The organism is Mycobacterium simulans (assembly GCF_900232995.1).
Lineage (GTDB): Bacteria > Actinomycetota > Actinomycetes > Mycobacteriales > Mycobacteriaceae > Mycobacterium > Mycobacterium simulans.
Genome location: NZ_OCVX01000004.1, coordinates 485,679 through 506,174, shown reverse-complemented (window position 1 = coordinate 506,174; position 20,496 = coordinate 485,679). Strand labels below are relative to the sequence as shown.

Here is a 20,496-nt window from a genome sequence, read left to right as displayed (position 1 = left end):
AAAGCGCCACCGGCGTAGGGCACGATCAAATCTCCTTAACGGCTGTGGTTCTAGATCTCCAGCATCCGATACCGGCCTTGCAAGATTCTCAAGGCGCCTGAACTCCGCCCCGGGCAGGGTCAGCACGGCGCAGCGGACATGGCCCCGCAGTTGTCCAGGCGGGTCTCGATCCGATAATGCGGTGACGGTATCAGCGCGGCCGATCGTGGCCTCGCGCCGTTCGAATCGATCTGCGCACCGGGCTACGTACCGCGTGCGGTGGTCGGCTTGCGCCGTTCTTGCTCCGGGTTCGCGATTACCTGCTACACAAGGATCTGATGGATCGGTCGCTGGCCGGACAACACCAGAGAGGTCGGAATGAGCCATTCCCTACGGCGTTGCGCACTCGGGACGGTCGCTCTGGTGTTGGCAGGGCTACCGGTGACGGGGCCGGCATCGCCGGCGATCAGCCGGGCCGACGACGACTGCGCCCCGGGCTGGGTCTGGAGCCCAGACTTGAATGAATGCGTCTTCTGGCTTCCGGCAGCAAATGGACCCGGCGGACCAGGCGGGCCCGGTGGCCCCGGGGGACCGGGCGGCCCTGGGGGACCCGGTGGGCCGGGCGGCCCGGGCCGCCACTAGGCGTCTGCGTCCTGGATTTGCCTGCCTCCCGGTGATGCGTTTCACGCGACGCGTGCCCGCACATTTGTTAAACTGACTAAGTATTCTTTCCGTTCAGCATTGGAGAACTGCGTGCCTCGCACAGACAATGACACCTGGGATTTGGCAACCAGCGTGGGAGCCACGGCGACCATGGTGGCCGCCGCCCGGGCGATCGCGACCAACGCCGAGAACCCTTTGATCAAAGACCAATTCGCCGAACCACTGGTTCGTGCTGTCGGGGTGGACTTCTTCACCCGATGGGTCACCGGCAACCTGATCGCTGCTGACGTCGACGACGACGAGTCTGGCTGGAAGCTCGCGCATATGCCCGACGCGATGGCCGCACGCACTCGCTTTTTCGACTCGTTCTTCGAGGGCGCGACGCGCGCCGGTGTCCGTCAGGCCGTGATCCTGGCATCCGGTCTGGATGCCCGCGCCTACCGTTTGGCGTGGCCGTCGGACATGACGGTGTTCGAGATTGACCAGCCGCAGGTGATCGCGTTCAAGACCACCACACTGGAAAATCTGGGCGTCGCCCCGAAAGCCGAATTGCGTACGGTCGCCATCGATCTGCGGCACGACTGGGCGCAGGCATTAATCGACGCCGGTTTCGACAAGAGCCGGCCTAGCGCATGGATCGCCGAGGGCCTCCTGGGGTATTTGCCGCCAGATGCTCAGGACCGGTTGATGGACAACATCACCGCGCTCAGCGCCGAGGGCAGCCGACTGGCGGTCGAAGCTATCCCAGGCAGGCCGCAACAGGACGCCGAACGAGCGCGTGAGGCGATGCGCAGGTCTACCGCCAAGTGGCGCGAGCATGGCTTCGAGCTTGATTGGGGCGAGCTCGGCTTTGAGGGTGAGCGCAAAGACGTTGCCGCTTATCTGGAAGGCCTGGGTTGGCGGTCATTCGGCACGCAAATGAGTGAGCTACTGTCCGACTTCGGGCTTGGGGCGCTTCCGCAAACTCACGACTCGGTGTCGATGGCCGACACCATTTACTACACCTCTACACTGAGCGAGTGACCGCACCACAACGCCGCGGGCTCAACAACGCGGTTACCAGGTTGTGGAGCTTTGTATCCCCGGCGTACGATTTGCCGTTTTTGCAGCGGGTTTACCGTCCTCCGCACGACGAGGTGATTGCCCAGCTGCGCGCCCACAAATCTCGCAAGATTGCCGACATTGCTTGTGGCACCGGCATTCTCAGCGATCGGATCGAACGGGAACTGCATCCCGAAGCGATCTATGGCATCGATATGTCCGAAGGCATGCTCAACCAGGCTCGCGCCAGATCCACCCGGGTGCAGTGGATACGATGCCCGGCCGAGCAGCTGCCCTTTGACGACGGGGCGCTCGACGCCGTCGTGACGACCTCGGCGTTTCACTTTTTCCACCAGTCGGAAGCCCTACGGGAGTTCCATCGCGTGCTGGCGCCCGGTGGGCTGGTGGCCATCACGGCCCTGAGCACGCAGCGGCCACTGCTGCAGATACCCGCGGCCAATCGGTGGAAACCCCAGCACAACGCCTCACCTACCGAGATGCGAGCGTGGTTCGAAGGCGCCGGGTTCGCCGTGACCGATCAGCGCCGAATCCCACGGCCGCCCTGGACTTGGCTTATCTCCGATTTGATCACTGTCGGGACCAAGGGCTAATTGCTCCGGCCCTGGGTGTTGGCCGCACCGACCGGCTCATCCCCGTCTTCGAGTTGGTGCCCGCCCGAACGTGCCCGGTTAGACCGGCACCTAGATTCCGCCTATCCACACGCCCCAGTGCTGAAAGCCGTTGTCCCACATCGGGGGCTGGGGTGCCCACGTCGGCTGTGGCGGTGGCGGCGGCACATCCTGCGGCGCGTATTGCGGCGCATATACCGGCCGAGGTGTGTACCACGCTGGCGGTGGCGGCGGCAGTTTGCACTCGTTGGTCAATCGACGCGAACATGACCGCGACGACGGCGGCCAGACGACGAACAGACCTCATCGCAGGCCTCCCCGGCGGGACGATCCCCGACCTTGGCTGCGATCCGGCTTATGCTTTTCAGCACGTTCGGTGAAGGATCAATGCATCGGCACAGCGCGCCTTTGGAGAAGCGATGAGCGAACCCCGGGTGCCCGTCATCGACATGTGGGCACCGTTCGTACCGTCCACCGAAATCGTCGACGACCTGCAGGCCGGCTTTCCCGCCGAGCTGCTGTCGTACTTCGAGGTCTTTACCAAGACGACGCTCACCGCCGAGCAGCTCAGCGCATATGTCGCCTCACGGCGCTGCACCGACGACCAAATTCTGGACTCCCTCGACGCTGCCGGCATCACCCGCAGCCTGATCACTGGATTTGATGAAAAGTCCACGTGCGGTGTCACTTTCGTGAATAACGCCCCGGTGGCCGCCCTCGCGGCCCGCCATCCCGACCGGTTCCTACCCTTCGCCGGTGCAGACGTCGTAGCCGGACGCTCAGCGCTCGACGAGTTCGAGCATTGGGTTGTTGACCACGGTTTCCGGGGGCTCAGCCTGCGACCGTTCATGATTGGACGGCCCGCAACCGACCCCGCGTACGACCCGTTCTACGCCAAATGCGTCGAACTCGGTGTACCCCTCTCCATCCACACCTCTGCCAACTGGACTCGGACACGACCCAGCGATCTCGGCCACCCCCGACACATCGACGATGTCGCCTGCCGGTTCCCTGAGCTGACGATCCTGATGAGCCACGGCGGCTACCCGTGGGTGCTCGAGGCGTGCCTGATCGCGTGGAAACACCCCAACGTCTACCTTGAATTGGCCGCACACCGTCCCAAGTACTTCGCGTCCCCGGGCGCCGGGTGGGAACCACTGATGCGTTTCGGGCAGACGACAATCCGCCACAAGATCATGTACGGCACCGGCGGATTTCTCATCAACCGTCCCTACGTACAACTGTGCGACGAAATGCGCGCCCTGCCGGTGCGGCGGGAAGTCCTGGAGGACTGGATGTGGCGCAACGCGAGCCGGGTACTGCACCTCGATGGGTGACCCAGCCTCTGCCGAAACTGCGCTCAGTGCGTGATCTGGTGGGCGAAGTGCGCTCTGTGCGTAGGCTCGACGCGGCTGCCGATGACCCCCCAGCTGACTGACGACCTGCATTTCGCTAAATTCGAGTCGCTATATCGTCGGAAGGAATCTCATGAGTGCTGGTGTGGAGCAGTTGGAGTTTCAGGCAGAGGCGCGTCAACTGCTGGATCTGATGGTTCACTCGGTCTACTCGAACAAGGATTCGTTCCTGCGGGAGTTGATCTCCAATGCTTCCGATGCCCTGGACAAGGTCAGGCTGGAGGCGCTGCGGAACAAGGATCTAAACGTCGATACCTCCGATTTGCACATCGAGATCGGGGTGGACAAAGACGCCCGCACGCTGACCATTCGCGACAACGGCATCGGTATGACCCGTGTCGAGGTTGTGGATCTGATCGGCACGTTGGCCAAGTCGGGTACGGCTGAGCTGCGCCAGCAGTTGCGTGAGGCCAAGAACCTGAAAAGTACAGCCGCCTCCGAGGAGCTGATCGGACAGTTCGGTATCGGCTTCTACTCGAGCTTCATGGTGGCCGACAAGGTCGAGCTACTGACCCGCAAGGCCGGCGAGAGCGAAGCCACAAGGTGGGAATCCAGCGGCGAGGGCACATACACGATCGAATCGGTCGAGGATGCTCCGCAGGGAACGTCGGTCACCTTGCATCTCAAGCCCGAGGACGCCGAGGACGACCTGCACGACTACACCGCGCAGTGGAAGATCAAAAACCTGGTCAAGCAGTACTCCGACTTCATTGCCTTCCCGATTCGGATGCAGGTGGAGCGGCGTACCCCGCCGGCCGAAGAGGGCGGGGAGGAGGTCATAACCCTCGAAACCGAGACGCTGAACTCGATGAAGGCGTTATGGGCGCGGCCTAAAGAGGAGGTGTCCGAGGAGGAGTACAAGGAGTTCTACAAGCACATCGCTCATGCCTGGGATGACCCGCTAGAGGTGATCTCGATGAAGGCCGAGGGCACCTTCGAGTACCAGGCCTTGCTGTTCATCCCGTCGCACGCCCCGTTCGACCTTTTCAACCGGGACGCCAAGATCGGGGTGCAGCTGTATGTCAAGCGAGTGTTCATCATGGGCGATTGCGACCAGCTCATGCCGGAGTACCTGCGTTTCGTCAAGGGCGTCGTCGACGCACAAGACCTGTCGCTCAACGTTTCTCGCGAAATCCTGCAGCAGGATCGTCAGATCAAGGCGATCCGTCGGCGGTTGACCAAGAAGGTCCTGACCACGATCAAGGATCTGCAATCTGCACGGCTCGAGGACTACCGCACCTTCTGGACGCAGTTCGGCAAGGTCGTCAAAGAGGGCCTGATGTCCGACTTCGACAACCAGGAGACCCTGCTGCAGATTTCCTCGTTCGCCTCCACCCACAGCGAGGAGGAGGCCACCACGCTGGCCGAGTACGTCGAGCGCATGAAAGAGGGCCAGACTCAGATTTTCTACGCCACCGGCGAGACGCGCCAGCAGATTTTGAAGTCGCCGCACTTGGAGGCATTCAAAGCCAAGGGTTACGAGGTCTTGCTGCTCACCGACCCAATCGACGAGATCTGGGTGGGAACGGTGACCGAGTTCGACGGCAAACCGCTGCAGTCGGTGGCCAAGGGCGAGGTAGACCTGGACTCCGAGGAGGACCAGTCCGAGGCCGAGCGCGAGGAGCAGCACAAAGAGTTCGCCGACTTGTTGACCTGGCTTCAGGAGACGTTGAGTGATCACGTCAAGGAAGTGCGGTTGTCCACTCGACTGACCGAGTCGCCGGCGTGTCTGATCACCGACGCCTTTGGGATGACACCAGCGCTGGCCCGCATTTACAGGGCTTCTGGGCAGGAGGTCCCCGTCGCCAAGCGGATCCTGGAAATCAATCCCAACCATCGGCTCGTTACCGGCTTGCGCCAAGCGCACCAGGATAGCGCCGACGATGCCGAAAAGTCCCGGCTCGCTGAGACCGCCGAACTGCTTTACGGTACAGCACTTTTGGCTGAAGGCGGCGTACTGGAAGATCCGGCAAGGTTCGCCGAACTGCTCGCTGACCGCCTAGCGCGAACCTTGTAAAGCCGTGACGCCTCCGGCGTCACAGATAGACGCGTCCATCGCAGACTTGGTTACCCAAGAAATCGGGAGGTTTTGGCGACCGCGTAGCCTCAAGCCGGGCTGGTTGAAAGTGCGTGGCGTGTCGCGTTCGGCGGGAGGGCGGATATGTCCAGAACGGTGGTCATTGGCGCATCAAGCGGGCTAGGGCGCTGTATTGGTGTCGGCCTTGCGCAGCGCGGAGCCCAAGTCGCGCTCCTGGCGCGTCGGCGGGAGCGCATCGAGACGGCGGCGAAGGATGCGGGGCCGGGCGCGGTCGCCATCGAATGCGATGTCACCGACGAGGCATCGTGCCGATCGGCGATCAATGCCGCCGCCGACGCACTCGACGGCATCGACAATGTGGTATATGCACCTGCCATAAGTCCACTTATCCCCATCGTCGACACCGATGCGCAAACCTGGCGGCGCATCTTCGATACCAACGTCATCGGCGCAGCGCTGGTGACGGCGGCGTCAGTCCCTCACCTGACAGCTTCGGGGGGAAAGGTCGTTTACCTTTCGTCCGACGCCGGCACCTTCGGGCCGCCATGGCCGGGCCTCGGCGCCTATGGCGTCAGCAAAGCAGCGTTGGAGAGGCTCGTGGAAGCCTGGCGCGCCGAACACCCCGACATTGGCTTTACCTGCCTCATCGTCGGGGAGTGCGCGGGCGGCGAAGGGGACGCGCGAACGGGAATGAACATCGGTTGGGATCGCGAGCTGGCTATGAAGGCCTACCCGCTTTGGGTGTCGCGTGGCTGCATGCCGGGCAAGCTGATGCCCGTTGAGGACCTGGTCGAAGTGGTGCACACCATCCTTCGCACCGATGCGGCGACGTCGATGCCGGTCGTGATTGCCAGAGGTGCGCCCGCGAGCTCGGGAGTCTTCGACGCTGCCAGCACTTCGCCGAGCGTGTAACCAGAGTCAAAAACTCGCCGGATTTTCGCGCTGAGTGCACTTTCGACTAGGTTAGCTGCCCGGTCCGATCACGAAGCAGCGGCCGCTGCTCGTGTCGAAAAACACCTCTGACACAGCGGACTTGTCGATGGCCGGAAACTCGAAGCGGTGCACTTGCTGGCCGGCTTCGATGCTGGCGTCCTGAGACTCGGTGGTGCCGTCCTTCTTGCGGACCACGGCGGTAACCTTTTCGGCCTTCGACATGTTTTGTGGCTCATGGAAATACCACACCTCGATCCCGGCGCCCGATGTCGTAGCCTGCCAGCCGTCGGAGTAGAAGCACGGCGGATTGCCCTCGGCGTCCGGGGGCGGTGGTGGACAGATCGACAATCCGACGCACGGTGGCGCGGTGGTAGGCGTGGTCGATGGCGAAACGGTCGTGCTCGGGGGCGGCTGCTGTGGCGGCGCTGCAATACCCAGCCAGCCCATCGCGATGCTGGACGCCAACCCGATCGCCTTTAACATGGCTTGCCCTTTCGCCCGACGCCGGTATTCCCCGGAAATCCTATTGCGGCGCTCACGTCCCGTCTGCCACTTGTGACGCTCTGAGGTGGGCACGTTTGCGCATACCAAACTTCTTGTGACGCACGTGGTTTTGCGGGGTGTCCGTTTCAGTTGTCGCGCGGACAGCGAATGCTGACAGACTACTGATGTGGCCGGAATCGATTTCACCTCGATATCACCGATTGTTCCCGTCCGAAACCTCGACCTGGCGCTAGCTCGCTACCGCCGGCTCGGATTCGACGCCCGCTGCTACCAGGGCCCACAGCGCTACGGGTTTGTGGAGCGTGGGTCCGTCCAGATCCATCTCACGGAGTGGGCTGAGCACGATCCCCTTAGCACCGCCTCCAGCATGTACCTCTACGTCAGCGACGCCGACGGCCTCTACGCGGAGTGGAGGTCGTTGGAAAACCTCGGCGGACAATTACACCCACCGCACGACACCCCATACGGCTTGCGCGAGTTCGCCTACGTCGATCCGGACGGCACCCTGCACCGCATCGGGTCACCGCTCGAGTGAGGCGAAATGCTAAGCATCAACCAGGTGATGGATGAAGCGAGGACACAAACCGGCCTCACGGATTTCGGCGAGCCATCCTTCCACGACGGTTTGCAGATCCTGCTGACGGCACTGCAGAACGAGGCCCGGCTAAACGACCGCGGACAGGCGTTCATGAACCAACGTGTCGTCGGCTACCTTTCGCAGCGTCTTCAGGTGGAGGACTGGTATAGCCGGCACCCGGAGATCGACGATGTGCCCATCACGACGCCGTTAATCGGAGTGGGTCTACCTCGGACGGGGTCCACCGCATTGTCGATGCTGCTGGCGCAAGATCCCGAAGTGCGATACCTACGCCGATGGGAGTCTTCGCAGCCGTGTCCGCCGCCTTCGACGGTGCGGGGTGTCGATCCCCGCATTCCGAGCGATAAGGGTGAGATGGTCGGCACCCGTTACCACGTCCCGGCGGCCACGCATGGACCGATGGAGTGCCATGAGTTGATGGCACTGGACTTCAAGTCCCACCTATTCCAGTCATTCGCGCAAATCCCTTCCTATTCAAGGTGGTTGGTGGAATCGGCCGATCTGACGTCGACCTATCGGTATCAGCGTCGGGTGATGAAGCTGTTGCAGTGGGGTGAACCTCCGCGCCCGTGGCGGTTGAAGTGCCCGTCGCATGTGTTGTGGCTCGATGCGCTGGACGCCGTGTTTCCCGATGCGCGGTTTGTCATGACGCATCGCGATCCGACCGAGGTGATCCTGTCGGTGGCCGACCTCTACGCCGACATCATCGGGTCGTTCACCGATGACATGGACCGCGCATATATAGGCCGGCTCAATGTCGAACACTGGTCCCAGGGGATGCGGCGCACGGTGAGGTTCCGCGGAGACGGTGCCCGAAACGTCAACGCCCGCTTCTACGACATCGATTTCCTTGCGATGCAAGATGATCCGATTGGCGAGGTCACCGGTTTGTACGCGTGGCTCGGGTTGCCGGTGGGGGAGGTGTTCGAAGCCCGGATGCACAGCTGGTGGACCGAGGCCGCCGCCGAGCGGGAACCCAGCTCACACGCAGACCCGGATGCGTTCGGCATCGACCTCGACGATATACGACCCCGGTTCGCCGAATATGTTGCGGCCGCCCGCAACTGGACCTCTCACCATAGGCCGAAATCCGAGGAGCCACATGGCCGTTGACCTGACGGGCGGTATCGACCGCTCCCGCGAGTTCGTGTTCGCCGAACGTCCCGACAACCCCGAAATGCGCGACTCGGTCAGCTTCTGGGTCGTCGACGACCACGGCGAGGTCGGCCTGCCACGCATCGGAATTGAGGCCGTCGCCGCCAACTGGGATGCCCACGACATGCAGGTCAACGTCGCCTTTCCGGACGGAACGGTGTACCGGCTGCGGACCAACGGTCCGTCGGTGCCGGCCCAAGACGGTAAAGGCGAACCGACCGTGCTGGGCGCCGGCGGTCTTGTATTCCGCTGCGTCGAACCCTTCCGGACCTGGACGGTGGCCTACGACGGCCCGGCGGTCCAGACTTCGTCGGCTGATCTTGTGCAAGGCCGCACCGACGGCCCGTTGGTTGACATCAGTTTTCGCGTCGAGGCGACGATGGCGGTGCCACCGTGGGTGCAGGGCACGCTACAGAGCGACGCCGCCCAGCAACTGACGACCTCGATCGAAGGCAACCTGATGGGCGGCCCACGCTACGAGCAACTCTTCACCGCCATCGGTGCGGTAACGGTCGCAGGCGCCCACGAGCATCGTTTCACCGGAAGCGGTTTGCGAATCCGCCGGCAGGGTGTGCGCAAGCTCGCTGGTTTCTGGGGCCACTGCTGGCAGTCGGCGCTATTCCCCAGCGGCCGCGCGTTCGGCTACACCGCTTACCCGCCGCGACCGGACGGCCGGCCCACGTTCAACGAGGGATACATATTTTCCGGCGACTTTTCCGGCGACGCCGTTGACTCCGGCGGGTTGATGCCCGCCCGCGTCGTGCGAGCACCGTGGCTCACCCGCCTTCAGACGGTGGGCGAGGATGTGTCGCTGGTATTGGAAACGGCCGAGGGAAGGCTCACGATCGACGGCGAAACCGTTTTCGGCACCCACGACGTCCACCACCACGACGACATGTATTCCATGCGAGTTCTCAAGCAGGAGATGTCGAGTTTCCCGGCACTCCAACAGGCAGGGGTGCGCTACAACTGGGATGGCGAGCGATCGTATGGCATGCTCGAGCGCTCCAATCCGCTGGACAAGATCGCGAAGTAGCCAACGAGGGGTCACTGCCGGTTTCGCCAACAATCGGCCGAAAAGCCCGCGCTACGATCCCCGGATGGATGGCTCGACCCCGGAAAGGCGCGCTGCGGGTTGGCAGCGGGCGCTGCGGTGGGTGGCATGGCTGACCTTCCTCGGCTTGGCAATCCTGCATTCCGATCGCGAATCCTTCGGTCCCGTCGAACTGTTGGCGCTCGCGGCGGCGATCGGCGTCAGCGTCTGGTGCATGGCCAAGCCACTTGGCGGGCCGAAGGTCGAGATCGACGAACCGGCCGAGGTGCGCGGTGCGTTCGTGTCCCGGACGAATTGGGGTCTATTGCTGTTCGGTGTGGCACTCACCATCGGAGGAATTGGCGCCACAGGCGCGATCGTCTACGACGTGTCCACACATCGCGCCACCATCCGCGATGTAGTTAGCGACATGGGGTCCTTCATCGTCGGCTGGACCGCCGAGGCGCTCACCGGCTGGTCCTACGACGCGCATCTGGAAGATACCCATGCCTACGCGTTGTTCGTTCTGGTCCTGCCGGGGCTGTTGCTCATCGGGTGGAATGCCGTTCCATTTATCAAGCGAGGACACGAGTTTCGCGTGGAACCGGATTCCTCGATTTCGATCCGCGGACCGCGCGGGTGGTTTCAGTTGCTGGAATACGAGTACTCGGCAGTGATCGGGGACGGAACGACGATCCGATTCACCGCCGCGGGCGACGGAGCGCCGCCGATCGTCCTACCGCAGGCTCGGGTGTTTTCCCGGGAGACCGGCGCACGGTTAAGCAGCGACGTGAGCGCAGCGTTTTTCCAGCAGCGCCTCTCCCTTCGCGGTTTCGCAATCGAAGCGATCAACGCGAAACGCGGTAGCTTCCGCGGACGTAGGCCGTAGCCGGGCGGGGTCCGGGTCGGCGACGTCTAGCATGTGCCAGGAGAACGCCGCAACCGCCAGGCAGGAGATTCTCATGGTCGAGATTCACTTGGAGCGGACCATCGCTGCACCCGTTCAACAGGTCTTCGACTGGCTGGCCGATCCGGTCAATTTGGCTACGGCGCCGTTGGCTCTCCGTGCCGGCTATGCAAAAGACTCGTCGCCGCCGGGTGCGGGTGCGGTGCGCGAGGTGGTCGGCGTTGGCATGCGGTTCCGCGAAGAAATCACGGCCTACGACCGACCGCACAGTTACTCCTACCTCATCGTCGATTCATTCCCGCCGTTCAATCACGAAGGCGGCACGTTGACGTTTACTGCATCGGGTGACGGCACCCGCGTCGACTGGCTGACCAATTACACGCATCCGGCGCGTGCGGGCGGCAAGCTGTTGGAGGCGGTCAGCCGTCCGCTGCTGCGCTCGAGTTTCCTGGCGGTCCTGGCCGCCTGCGCAAAGGCGCTTGAGAGGTAGCTGTGAGTCATCGAAAACACGATCGCCCACGCGACAGCGGTGTAAGACTTAGCCCGTCCGCCCAATGCGGCCGGCGCGGGGTCGGCCGCACTGGCTGGGCAATCGAGAGCCGGCACCGGTGAACGTCGATCGAGCCCGCTCGCGCACGTTCGTGGTAACGGGTGCCGCATCGGGCATCGGCCTGGCCACCGCTCAGCGGCTGCTCGCCGAGGGCGGCACGGTCGTCGGCGCCGACCTAGCCTCCGAGCCGGACTCATTCCGCCAGTGGGGCCCGCAATTCCGGTTCGTCACCGCCGACGTGACAGACGAAGCCGCGGTTGCCGCCGTCATGGCCGCTGTTCCCGACCGCCTCGACGGAGTGGTCCACGCCGCCGGCGTCGCGGGTGGCGGCCCGGTCCATCTACTTGACCGCGCCGAGTGGGACCGGGTCATCGGGATCAACCTCACCGGTACCTTCCTGGTGGCCAAGGCCGCGTTGGCCAAGATGATCGAGCAACCCCGAGCCGCCGGCGAGCGCGGTGCGATCGTGACGCTCGCCAGCATCGAGGGTCTGGAGGGCACGGCGGGCGGTAGTTCGTACAACGCGGCCAAGGGGGGCGTCGTGCTGCTGACCAAGAACATTGCGCTCGACTACGGGCCGAGTGGCATCCGGGCAAACGCGATCTGCCCCGGCTTCATCGACACGCCGATGGCGCAGGGTGTCTTCGGCCTTGCGGGCATGGCGGGCCCGCTCGCCTCGATCACCAAAGAACATGCCTTGCAACGCCTGGGCCGGCCGGAGGAGGTCGCGGCCATGGCAGCGTTTTTGGTGTCACCCGACGCGTCCTTCGTGACCGGTCAGGCCATTGCCGTGGACGGCGGTTACACCGCGGGCCGCGATCACGGTGTGGTTGAGCTCTTCGGGTTGCCGAAATGAGCGGTCACATCGTTGCCCTGGCCCGCGGAATGCGCGAGCTGGTGCTTGCCGAGGCCGCCGAGTCCGAGCGGATCCGCACGCTCACCAGCGCGATCGTCGACGAAATGTGGGCCACCGGCCTGATGTCTGCGTTCAATCCTGTCGCCGCCGGCGGGGTGGAACCGTCGTTCGCCGAAATGATCGAGACCTGGATCGAAATGGCTTGGCAGGATGGCTCGTTCGGCTGGATCGGCATCGCAAACCTGCCGTCGACATTCGCGGCCGCGGCCTATCTTTCCGACGAAGGTTTTGCGGAGGTGTTCACCGCTCACAACAACCGCGTCGCGATGGGTGGCCAGTTCTTTCCCAACGGACAAGGGTCCGCTGTGGACGGCGGTTACAAGTTGAGCGGATCATGGAGCTTTGGCTCGGGCATCGGTCATTCGCAGTACGTTGCGGCGGGGTTCTTTCCGATGGACAACGGCGAGATGCGTTGGGTCAGCGAAGGTGTCCCCGACATGCAGGTGGCCGTGGTTCCGCGGGACGAGATCAGCTTCAACGACGGCTGGTACGTGCAGGGGCTCAAGGGAACTGGATCCTACGACTACAGCGCGCAGGACGTGTTCGTCCCCCACGCTCGGACGTTTGGATTGTTTGTCCGCGACCCGCGCCGGGGTAGCTCGCCGGCCACCCGGATGGGCCTGATGCCCGTGACCGCCGCCGGTCATGCGTCGTGGGCACTCGGGGTCGCCAAGAGCATGCTCGACGACGTCGCCGGACTGGCCGCGACGAAATACCGGATGAGCGATATGGCGTCACTGGCAAGTCGCCCGACCTTCCAGAAGGGGCTCGCGCATCACGTCGCAGCGTGGCGCGCGGCTCGCCTTCTGGTGCTCGACGCGTTCACCACGGCCGAAGCGGCCGTCAACTCCGGTGCGGAGCTGACCCCGACCTTGCGGGCAGACATGCGTGCGGCCGCCGTCTACGCCACCGATACGGCCCGAAGCTGCGCGGAATGGGCGCATCTGGTTGCAGGCACCAGCTCGATCCGCGAGGGCAGCCGCCTCGAACGAGCCTTCCGCGACATGTACACCGGAACCCAGCACGCCTTCATCAGTGAGAAGGTTGCCATCGACTCGGCGCAGATCTGGCTGGGCATCATCGAGGACCAGTTCGGACTCTGAGTCGGGCCAGCCAGATGGTGTGGTGGCCGCAAGAGGGATCCTCCACAATGTGGCTTACCACGTCGAATCCATTGTCGTGCAGAAGCTCTCGATACTCGGCGGTGTCGAGGCTCGCGTGATAGAGCGGCTCGCCCCGGTAGGTGCCGATCTGCTCGCCGGCCGACGGCCCGCTGGTGAACATCAATGCCGCCCCTGGCGCGGCGTGGTTGTTGAAGACCGCGAACATACCCCGTTGGTCCGCCTGGGTCAGGTGAAAAAAGCTGTCCCAGGCGATAATTCCGTCGAATCTGCGGTTGAGGGCCACGGATCGCATGTCGGCGACATGCCATTGGTGTTCAGGTAGACGCCGCGCGCTCATGGTGATCATTGCGGTCGATGCGTCCACCCCAGTGATGCGGCAGCCGTGTTCGGCGAGGTATATCGCTATCGGTGCGCCGGTTCCACATCCTAGGTCAAAGACGGTGGGGTTATTCGGAAGCAGCGCCAGAAACCGGTCCAGCCAAGCCGTTTCAAGCATGTTGTCGCCACGGTCCAGAGACCACGCATGCGCGTGGCGTTGGTAGATGTCGGTGACTCGGTCGGCATTGGATCTCACGGATCCGAATCTATCGTGCGGTGCGGTAAGTTCGGTTAACGTGGAGCTTGCCTATGCGACCATGCGACCATGCGACTCATAAACCCCAGATGTCACAGGATATTCGGGGTGTCGTTATTGCCCACCTTTGTCACCACCGACCCTCCACTTACTCGGGTGACGCACGAGGCGTCAGGGAATTCATGTGAATGACCACGCACTGGCCGCAAGGTTGGCCACTGAGGCGGGCCGGATGCTGGTTGGCGTCCGCGAAGAATTCGCCGATGCCGACGCGCGCGAGCGGAAAGCAGCGGGGGACAAGCGGTCTCATGACTTTCTGATGGAAGCGCTGGCCAGCGAGCGACCCGGTGACGCGGTGCTGTCCGAGGAGGGCGCCGACGACCCGGCCCGACTGCGCTCCGAGCGGGTATGGATCGTCGACCCGCTCGACGGCACCCGCGAGTTCTCCGAGCTCGGCCGCGACGACTGGGCGGTGCACGTCGCACTCTGGCAGTCCGGAGAGCTCATCGCCGGCGCCGTGGCGTTGCCCGCTCAGGGAATCACCCTGGCGACGCCGCACGTAGCGCCCCCTCCCGTCGCGGCCGACAAGCCGCGCATCGTGGTGTCACGCACCCGTCCCCCCACTATCGCGCTGGCCGTCCGCGACGCGCTAGACGGAACACTGGTGGAGATGGGTTCCGCCGGAGCCAAGGTCGCATCGATCGTCCAGGGCTTGTCCGACGTGTACGTGCACGCCGGAGGCCAGTTCGAATGGGACTCGGCCGCGCCGGTCGCGGTCGCCCGAGCTGCGGGTTTGCATGCCTCGCGAATCGACGGCTCTGCGTTGGCCTACAACCAGCCCGACCCCAAGCTGCCGGACCTGGTGGTCTGCCGGCCCGAGTTCGCCGAGGCCGTACTCGCCGTCACCTCTGATCGAGAGAGCTAGGCCGACGGCGTGGGCGCGGGGGAGAGCTTGGCCAGGACGCCCGCGGCGACGCTGCCGATCACGATCAGTGCGACACCCAGGCCCGAGTCGATGGAGTCGGTGACCATACCCACGATCCCGGTGACGATAACGAAGGTGGGCAGCCAGTCGACAATCCGCACGATCGAGGGCACTTGCGCCGGCTCACCATTGGCTAGGTCGAACTTAGCGGTGGCGTAGTCGGGGTAGAACTCGGTGAACGAGACCGCGCAGAAGAGGGCCGCCAACTGCAGGATCCAACCCGTCCAGAAGTTGCCGGCGTCGTGCGACACGAAGTCGCCGATGAAGCCGGCGACCGCCGCGAACGTGAAAGCGCTTGCCCAGGCGACGGTGATGACATCGTTGATCCGCCTGAACAGGGGACTCGTCCAATACTCCTGCGGCGTGGTGTCTTTGGCGTAGGCCATGGTGAACGGTTTGCGGATCAGCAGTGTGAGCCAGGCGAACGCGGCCAGCGAAATATTGGTCAGCTCGCCGGCCCACAGTTCCAGAAACCGGATCACGTTGTCGGTGGCGATCAGGCCAACAAGCGCCACCGTCGCGAAGAACACGACACCGAAGACCTCCAGCAAGTGAACCTTGATCCCGCGCCCAAGGCCAACGAGCATCACGAGCAGCGAAAGGCCTAGCGCGGCGGTCACCGCCACCTCGAAACGCCCCGGTCCGGACAGGATTGACAGCAGCATCCACGGCGCGATTCCGGCGAACGGCGACTTGAGAAACCCGTCGATCACGGTTCCGGGGCTGCGACGCTGCGCGGTCTGGGTCATTTGAAGCTCCTGGCTCTGCAACCGATGTTCCGTCTTTGACAGGAAGATAGTGGCATGTCGGTAATGACATGTCAATGGTGGACGGTTAATGCTCTACCCATGCGCCACACGGCCTCGGTCAGAATGGCCCTCGAGGTCGCGAAGTTCATCCGCACGTGTCCGGCGCCGCCAGTTCCGAAGACGTGGCCGGAGCTGAGCGCGACCCGGGCGTTCTTAAGGAACCAGCGAGCGGGCCCGGACACGTCCGATACCACCGCCAGACCTTCGGTCGGCTCCTCGGTGAAGCCGAGTTCACGGCAATCCAGCCACGCAAGATAGGTGCCCTGCGGCCGCAGGAGTCGCACCCCGGGAAGGTGTTCGGCGACCAGATCGCCCAGCAACGCTCGGTTTGCGTCCAGGCCGTCGAGCAACGCGTCGAGCCACTCGCCGCCGGTCTTGAACGCTTCGGTGTGCGCGATGATGCCCAGGTGGCTTGGACCATGGCCGACCTCCTCGGGCATCCGGCGTAGGTCAGCCGCCGCCTCGGGACCGGCCATCGCCAGCGCCGCCTTGAGTCCCCCGAGGTTCCATGCCTTGGTGGCCGACGTCAGGGCCAACGCATTCTCTGCGCCAGGCACGCTCAGGTAGGGGGTGAATCGTGACCCGGATAGCACGAGCGGGGCATGGATCTCGTCGGACACCACCCGGACACCGAATCGGCGCGCACGGTCAGCAACCCCGCGCAATTCGTCGGCGGTGTGCACCGCGCCCGTCGGATTGTGGGGATTGCACAGCAGATACGCCACCCGGGCGCCTGACTTGCCGGCAAGCGCGAACGCTTCCTCCAAAGCGTCCAGGTCGATCCGGCCGTTGGCGCCCAGCGGGGCTTCGACCACGCGCCGGCCGTCGTGCGATACGAACGCGTAAAACGGCGCGTACACCGGCGAGTTGACGATCACCGCATCGCCGCGATCGGTGATCAGCCGCAGCATCTCAACGATGCCCAACATGACGTCGGGGACGATGGCGGTGCGACCGACATCCAGATCGTGCCATTGCCAACGCTGCGAAGCGAATTCGCTGACTGCTTTGGCATACGCTCTGCCGTAGGGATATCCGGTGTCGCCGTCGTCGACAGCCTGGTGGATGGACTCCGCCACCGTCGGCGCAAGTCTCACGTCCATTTCCGCGACCCATAACGGCAACACGTCGGCTGGTTGCGCACGCCACTTCATGCTGGTGCGGCGGCGCAGTTGATCGAGGGTCAGCTCTTCGAGTGGATTAGGCGTCACCCGTGCGAGATTAGCTGAGGTCTCATGGCGCGAGCAGACGCAAAATCGCCCAAAACGCCCCGCTTTAGGGCGATTTTGCGTCTGCTCGGCGGGCGAACGCCTTCGCGGTTGCGCTCAGATTTCATTGGCGCTTAAGCCCATTGGACCCGACCGGTGATGAGGTCCATGATCGGCTTGCCCGGGGCAAACGATCCGGTGATCGACGCCATCGCGTGCCCGTTGTCGACATTCAACGTGATCCCGTTGACGGCTCCCGCGGCGGCGCTGTTGAGCATGATCATCGCCTTGGCGATCTCCTCAGGTGTCAGCACCGAACTCCCGGTGTCGTCGCGATAATCCTGGGCGAACGTCAGCCACAGATCGGCGTTCGCACGAGCCAGGGGAGTGTCGGTGGGACCGGGGCAGACCGCGTTGATCCGCACGCCCTTCTTCAGGAAGTGGTAGCCCTGCCAGGCGACATAGCCATTGATCGCCTTCTTGCTGAATCCGTAGTGGATGATCCCCTGGGCTTCACGCTCCTGGCACCAGTTGTGAGCGGCTTTGTAGTCGGGGGTGGCCAGAAAGTCCTGAACCAGTTCCAGGTCGTTTTCCCAACCCATCCCGGCAACCGAAGAGATGAAACAAATTGCCGAGCCTCGATTGAGCATGTTGTTCGCAAACAATCGTTCGATCAGATGGCGGTGTCCGATGAAGTTGACCCGCATCAACTTCGGGCCGTCGGCGACGCCGGCGGCCGAAAACAGCGAGTCCAGCGGACCGTCGAGTTCGTCGACTGCCCGGTCGATCGAATCCTGATCGCTCAGGTCCAGCGAGATCACGCGGTCGGTGTCATAGTCGACCGGCGCGTAGTCCATAACGGTGACGTGCGCGTCGAGAGACTTGGCGATCTGCGCCGCGGCGGCACCCATCCCGGTCGCGCCCCCGACCACCAGCACCCGCTTGCCCTCGTAGCCCAATAGCTCCGCAGCTGTCGTCATTTTTTTCCCTTTTCCCTGGTCGGTGAGCGATAGACGTTACAATATCCGGGCCAGATGTTAGTTTCAAACTTTGTTGGGGTCGCGTGGTTGACCTTGATTGCGCGCCGCACGTAGCGTACGTGGCACAAATATTTGGTTATCTAGGAGTCGCGGTGTTCACCCTGCGCTTCGACATGCGGGCACCCGCATGGGGCGCCAATCCAGCGGCCTTGTATGCCGCGGTGCCCGAGATGTGTGCATGGGCGGAGGACCATGGCGCCCTCGCGGCGGTGTTTTGTGAACACCATGGGTCCGAGGATGGTTATCTGCCGGCGCCGCTGATGCTGGCGTCGGCGGTTGCGGCGCGCACCGAGCGTCTGGCGTTGAGCCTGATCCTGATTCTTCCGTTCTACGACCCGGTACGTCTGGCCGAGGACATGGCGGTCCTCGACATCCTCAGCGGTGGGCGAACTTCGTACATCATGGCGCTTGGCTACCGACCGGAGGAATATGAGCATTTCGGCTTGGAGTTGGGTGATCGTGGCCGGCTCGCCGACGAGAAGCTCGGACTGCTGCGCCGACTGCTCGCCGGCGAAGAGGTCATGCACGACGGCCGCCGTATCAAGGTGACGCCGCGTCCGCAAACCGCCGGCGGACCGGGAATGATGTGGGGCGGCGGCAGTGTGGCGGCGGCCCGGCGGGCCGGCCGGTATGGGCTGGGCATGTTGGCCAATGCCAATGTCGCCGGCATGCGGGAGGCCTACGAAGACGCCTGTCGCAAGCATGGGCACTCGCCGGGCGGGACATTCTTTCCCGACCGCAAGACCCCTTCGGTTTGCTTCGTCGCCGATGACGTGGACCAGGCCTGGTCGGAGCTTGGCGAGCATCTGCTGCACGACGCGCGAACTTACGCCGCGTGGAACCCCGGCAACGAGGTATCGGCGGGTTTCTCGCACGTGGCCACCGTCGCCGAGCTGCGCGAGGAGGCGGCGTCGCACGTGATTTACTCTGTCCCGGAAGCGGTTTCGCGACTTCGTGCCGGTAAGGTACTCAACCTGTCGCCGTTATGTGGTGGGTTGGCGCCCGAAGTGGCGTGGCCCTACCTCAAGCGGGTGGGCGAGGTCGTGCTGCCCGAGGCCGCCCGCCCGGCTACGGCGGAGACGACCGCATGACGGGGGCCAGTAAGACCGAGATCTATTACGACCCATTCGATTTCGATATCGATAGGGATCCCTACCCGATCTGGAAGCGGATGCGTGACGAGGCGCCCCTGTACTACAACGAAAGGTACAACTTCTACGCGCTGAGCCGCTACGAGGATGTCGCCCCGGAGCTGACGAATTGGGAAACCTACCGGTCGGGGCGCGGCACCACCATGGACATCATCATGAGCGGCGTCGACATCCCGCCCGGCGTTGTTCTCTTTGAAGATCCCCCCCTTCATGATCTTCATCGCCGGTTGCTTTCAAGGGTTTTCACGCCACGGCGGATGGAGGCGATCGAGCCGCTGACGCGTGACTTCTGTGTGCGTGCGCTCGACCCGTTGGTCGGCTCGGGCAGGTTCGACTTCATCGAGAACCTCGGCTCGATGATCCCGATGCGCACGATCGGCTACCTGCTGGGCATTCCCGAAGAAGGGCAGGCAGCCATCCGCGACCGCGGCGGCCGTGCGATCAACCTCAAAGAAGGGACATTCACGGCCGTTGCCGAAGACTTATTCGAGAAGAGCTATCAGGTGTTCTCCGACTACATCGATTGGCGGACAGAGCACCCCTCCGATGATTTGATGACGCAACTGCTCAACGCTGAGGTCGAAGATGACGGGGTTACGCGGCGGCTGACCCGGACCGAGGTGTTGATGTACACCAGCATGATCGCCGGCGCGGGCAACGAGACGACAACACGGCTGATCGGTTTCATCGGTCAGCTCCTCGCCGAGCACCCCGATCAGCGTCGCCAGCTTGTCGATAACCCCTCGCTGATTCCCATGGCAATCGAGGAGGTCTTGCGCTACGAAGCTCCCTCACCGGTGCAGGCGCGGTACGTTGCTCGCGGCGTTGAATGCCATGGCACCTCGATTTGCGAGGGCTCGATCATGTTGTTGCTCAACGGGTCAGCCAACCGTGACGAGCGCAAGTTTCCTGACGGAGAGCGATTCGATATCCACCGCGGTGCCAGCCATCTCAGCTTCGGGCACGGACTGCACTTCTGTTTGGGCTCGGCCTTGGCGCGGATGCAGGCGCGAGTGGCGTTGGAGGAAGTCCTCAAACGCTGGCCGGAGTGGGAAGTCGACTACGCCAACGCCAGCATGGCGCACACCAGCAGTGTGCGGGGATGGGCGAAGCTGCCCGTCATCACGGGCTAAGGAGGCACGGCCCGCCGCGTCTCGTCACATCCGCCACATTGGCCTCTGCCTGGAGGGATGTCGCTCTTGGGCAAATTGCGTGTCCGCTGGAACAGAGACTCATGTGGCGCG

General features: G+C 63.6%; 20 protein-coding genes. 15 read left to right on the top strand and 5 right to left on the bottom strand.

Features of this window, described 5'->3' with window-relative positions:
• The first annotated feature begins 732 nt into the window (after positions 1 to 732).
• The 5 genes from MSIMFI_RS18455 (at position 733) to MSIMFI_RS18435 (ending at position 6,677) form a co-directional block, all read left to right on the top strand.
• Positions 733 to 1,665: a class I SAM-dependent methyltransferase gene (locus MSIMFI_RS18455; RefSeq protein WP_191498545.1), complete on the top strand. Its 933-nt coding sequence runs from the start codon at positions 733 to 735 to the stop codon at positions 1,663 to 1,665.
• Entirely contained in the window at positions 1,662 to 2,294 is a 633-nt protein-coding gene (locus MSIMFI_RS18450) for a class I SAM-dependent methyltransferase (RefSeq protein WP_191498544.1), read from the top strand. The genes MSIMFI_RS18455 and MSIMFI_RS18450 overlap by 4 nt, the downstream gene beginning before the upstream one ends.
• A gap of 437 nt (positions 2,295 to 2,731) precedes the next feature.
• The gene (locus MSIMFI_RS18445) at positions 2,732 to 3,649 is read left to right on the top strand and encodes an amidohydrolase family protein (RefSeq protein WP_191498543.1); all 918 of its coding nucleotides are present in this window, start codon (positions 2,732 to 2,734) and stop codon (positions 3,647 to 3,649) included.
• Between the two features lie 151 nt (positions 3,650 to 3,800).
• A complete protein-coding gene (gene htpG / locus MSIMFI_RS18440) occupies positions 3,801 to 5,744 on the top strand; it encodes a molecular chaperone HtpG (protein ID WP_191498542.1) in 1,944 nt (647 codons plus the stop codon).
• A gap of 156 nt (positions 5,745 to 5,900) precedes the next feature.
• The gene (locus MSIMFI_RS18435; RefSeq protein ID WP_191498607.1) at positions 5,901 to 6,677 is read left to right on the top strand and encodes an SDR family oxidoreductase; all 777 of its coding nucleotides are present in this window, start codon (positions 5,901 to 5,903) and stop codon (positions 6,675 to 6,677) included.
• 51 nt (positions 6,678 to 6,728) lie between these two features.
• Here the strand turns inward: MSIMFI_RS18435 and MSIMFI_RS18430 are convergent, their stop codons facing one another.
• Entirely contained in the window at positions 6,729 to 7,181 is a 453-nt protein-coding gene (locus MSIMFI_RS18430; protein WP_191498541.1) for a hypothetical protein, read from the bottom strand.
• 196 nt (positions 7,182 to 7,377) lie between these two features.
• On the opposite strand from MSIMFI_RS18430, the gene MSIMFI_RS18425 reads away from it, so the two are divergent.
• The 7 genes from MSIMFI_RS18425 to MSIMFI_RS18395 all read left to right on the top strand — a co-directional run bounded on the left by MSIMFI_RS18425 (position 7,378) and on the right by MSIMFI_RS18395 (position 13,464).
• Entirely contained in the window at positions 7,378 to 7,737 is a 360-nt protein-coding gene (locus tag MSIMFI_RS18425; RefSeq protein WP_191498606.1) for a bleomycin resistance protein, read from the top strand.
• A gap of 6 nt (positions 7,738 to 7,743) precedes the next feature.
• Positions 7,744 to 8,913 (top strand): sulfotransferase family protein, encoded by a 1,170-nt coding sequence (locus tag MSIMFI_RS18420; protein ID WP_191498540.1) that lies wholly within the window; start codon positions 7,744 to 7,746, stop codon positions 8,911 to 8,913.
• Positions 8,903 to 9,991, top strand: a complete 1,089-nt coding sequence (locus MSIMFI_RS18415) for a hypothetical protein (RefSeq protein WP_191498539.1) — start codon at positions 8,903 to 8,905, stop codon at positions 9,989 to 9,991. The genes MSIMFI_RS18420 and MSIMFI_RS18415 overlap by 11 nt, the downstream gene beginning before the upstream one ends.
• A 64-nt stretch (positions 9,992 to 10,055) precedes the next feature.
• Positions 10,056 to 10,877, top strand: a complete 822-nt coding sequence (locus MSIMFI_RS18410) for a hypothetical protein (protein WP_191498538.1) — start codon at positions 10,056 to 10,058, stop codon at positions 10,875 to 10,877.
• Positions 10,878 to 10,950: 73 nt separating this feature from the next.
• Positions 10,951 to 11,385 carry an SRPBCC family protein gene (locus tag MSIMFI_RS18405; RefSeq protein WP_191498537.1) on the top strand — a complete coding sequence of 145 codons (435 nt, stop codon included), beginning with the start codon at positions 10,951 to 10,953 and terminating at the stop codon, positions 11,383 to 11,385.
• Between the two features lie 64 nt (positions 11,386 to 11,449).
• Positions 11,450 to 12,301, top strand: a complete 852-nt coding sequence (locus tag MSIMFI_RS18400; RefSeq protein WP_191498536.1) for an SDR family NAD(P)-dependent oxidoreductase — start codon at positions 11,450 to 11,452, stop codon at positions 12,299 to 12,301.
• Positions 12,298 to 13,464 carry an acyl-CoA dehydrogenase family protein gene (locus MSIMFI_RS18395; RefSeq protein ID WP_191498535.1) on the top strand — a complete coding sequence of 389 codons (1,167 nt, stop codon included), beginning with the start codon at positions 12,298 to 12,300 and terminating at the stop codon, positions 13,462 to 13,464. Before MSIMFI_RS18400 ends, MSIMFI_RS18395 begins: the two co-directional genes overlap by 4 nt.
• Here the strand turns inward: MSIMFI_RS18395 and MSIMFI_RS18390 are convergent.
• Positions 13,439 to 14,059, bottom strand: coding sequence for a class I SAM-dependent DNA methyltransferase (locus MSIMFI_RS18390; RefSeq protein WP_191498534.1), 621 nt, complete (start codon positions 14,057 to 14,059; stop codon positions 13,439 to 13,441). The two genes, MSIMFI_RS18395 and MSIMFI_RS18390, sit on opposite strands and share 26 nt — an antisense overlap.
• A 184-nt stretch (positions 14,060 to 14,243) precedes the next feature.
• On the opposite strand from MSIMFI_RS18390, the gene MSIMFI_RS18385 reads away from it, so the two are divergent.
• The gene (locus MSIMFI_RS18385) at positions 14,244 to 14,984 is read left to right on the top strand and encodes a 3'(2'),5'-bisphosphate nucleotidase CysQ (RefSeq protein WP_191498533.1); all 741 of its coding nucleotides are present in this window, start codon (positions 14,244 to 14,246) and stop codon (positions 14,982 to 14,984) included.
• Here MSIMFI_RS18385 and MSIMFI_RS18380 read toward each other — a convergent pair.
• The 3 genes from MSIMFI_RS18380 to MSIMFI_RS18370 all read right to left on the bottom strand — a co-directional run bounded on the left by MSIMFI_RS18380 (position 14,981) and on the right by MSIMFI_RS18370 (position 18,041).
• Positions 14,981 to 15,793, bottom strand: coding sequence for a DUF3159 domain-containing protein (locus MSIMFI_RS18380; protein WP_191498532.1), 813 nt, complete (start codon positions 15,791 to 15,793; stop codon positions 14,981 to 14,983). The two genes, MSIMFI_RS18385 and MSIMFI_RS18380, sit on opposite strands and share 4 nt — an antisense overlap.
• Positions 15,794 to 15,864: 71 nt before the next feature.
• Positions 15,865 to 17,064 carry a MalY/PatB family protein gene (locus tag MSIMFI_RS18375; protein ID WP_191498531.1) on the bottom strand — a complete coding sequence of 400 codons (1,200 nt, stop codon included), beginning with the start codon at positions 17,062 to 17,064 and terminating at the stop codon, positions 15,865 to 15,867.
• 131 nt (positions 17,065 to 17,195) lie between these two features.
• The gene (locus MSIMFI_RS18370; RefSeq protein WP_191498530.1) at positions 17,196 to 18,041 is read right to left on the bottom strand and encodes an SDR family oxidoreductase; all 846 of its coding nucleotides are present in this window, start codon (positions 18,039 to 18,041) and stop codon (positions 17,196 to 17,198) included.
• A gap of 152 nt (positions 18,042 to 18,193) precedes the next feature.
• On the opposite strand from MSIMFI_RS18370, the gene MSIMFI_RS18365 reads away from it, so the two are divergent.
• Complete coding sequence (locus MSIMFI_RS18365) at positions 18,194 to 19,192, top strand: LLM class flavin-dependent oxidoreductase (RefSeq protein WP_191498605.1); 999 nt, start codon at positions 18,194 to 18,196, stop codon at positions 19,190 to 19,192.
• The gene (locus MSIMFI_RS18360; RefSeq protein ID WP_191498529.1) at positions 19,189 to 20,385 is read left to right on the top strand and encodes a cytochrome P450; all 1,197 of its coding nucleotides are present in this window, start codon (positions 19,189 to 19,191) and stop codon (positions 20,383 to 20,385) included. The genes MSIMFI_RS18365 and MSIMFI_RS18360 overlap by 4 nt, the downstream gene beginning before the upstream one ends.
• Positions 20,386 to 20,496: the final 111 nt, after the last annotated feature.